Annotated in this window: 1 protein-coding gene; it reads left to right on the top strand. The window is 57.5% G+C overall.

The window, feature by feature from the left end; translation table 11 throughout:
* Nucleotides 1-318 (top strand): Ig-like domain-containing protein (locus tag GJS41_RS11435; RefSeq protein WP_195758391.1); only part of this gene is annotated, 318 nt, incomplete at both ends.

Genomic DNA, 318 nt, shown 5'->3' with positions numbered 1-318 from the left:
CATCATCACCGATGCTGATGGCGACACGGACATCGCGACCGTAACCATTACGGTGACGGCGGTGGATGACACGCCAACGGCGAACGATGACAGCAATACGGTGGCAGAAGACGGCTCGATTACCGGCGCTTCGGTTGCGGGTAACGACACCTTAGGCGGTGACGGCGGCGACTTAGCGACCGCGTTCAGCTTGGATACCGACGTGTCTAACGGCACCTTGACCTTCAATGCTGACGGCAGTTACGACTACAGCCCGGATGCTAACTTCAACGGCACCGACAGCTTCACTTACATCATCACCGATGATGATGGCGACAC

Source organism: Kangiella sp. HZ709 (assembly GCF_009674675.1).
GTDB lineage: Bacteria > Pseudomonadota > Gammaproteobacteria > Enterobacterales > Kangiellaceae > Kangiella.
Note: the sequence above shows the minus strand (reverse complement) of the source record. Positions and strands in the feature narration are given on the sequence as shown.